1 protein-coding gene is annotated in these 750 nt (G+C 58.5%); it reads left to right on the top strand.

The features are described from left to right. Nucleotides 1–325: 325 nt before the first annotated feature. The coding region (locus J6497_RS40760) for a hypothetical protein (protein WP_225709761.1) at nt 326–750 on the top strand (425 nt) is incomplete at its 3' end.

Genomic DNA, 750 nt, shown 5'->3' with positions numbered 1-750 from the left:
AAGTGCGTCCAAAGGACGACCATTTCTTGGATGTGCCTTTTGTAGGCTTTATACCGCCCTCTGGGAGCGCCGCGGTCGCAGCAATTGAACAAGAAGCCACAGCTCACACCTCTTGCGCTCTAGGTGGTGTGGACTCTGAGGGCTCCCTTTTTGGAGCAAATCAGATTCAAGGCTGCTTTTGGGGAAGCAGTCTCGGGTGTGATGGATCGGTTGGTTTTGAGCGATGCGGCGTGGGAGCGTACGCATCCAGCGACGGCCCCCGGTGTGTGTGTACCGAAAACCTTATCCGAGTTGATGACGTGACGGAATCACCTAAGCTGGCGGAATGATCGGGCTTCTGTGTTTCGTGCTGACCGCGTTGGCCGCGCCATTCAAGTCGAAGATGAGACTGGAGGCTGAGAACGCGGTGCTTCGGCATCAGTCGATTGTTTTGCGGCGCAGGCTCCGGGGCCGCGTCCGGCTTACGAACAATGATCGCTGGTTCTTCATTCAGCTGTACCGCTGCTTTCCGTCGATCCTTCAGGTTCTTGCCATCATCTGTCCCGAGACGCTCATCCACTGGCACCGCTCCGGCTTTCGCTGCTATTGGCGCTGGAAGTCACGATCTTTGGGAGGGCGACCGCCGATCGAAACCGAGCTGCGCGCGTTGATCCGGCGGATCAGCGTCGAAAATCCGCTGTGGGGCGCGCCGCGCATCCACGGCGAACTGCTCAAGCTTGGGTTTGAAGTCGCGCAGTCGAGCGTCGCCAA

This window comes from Bradyrhizobium cenepequi (genome assembly GCF_020329485.1).
Lineage (GTDB): Bacteria > Pseudomonadota > Alphaproteobacteria > Rhizobiales > Xanthobacteraceae > Bradyrhizobium > Bradyrhizobium cenepequi.
The sequence above is the reverse complement of the archived record's forward strand: the minus strand, read 5'-3'. Positions and strand labels throughout refer to the sequence as shown.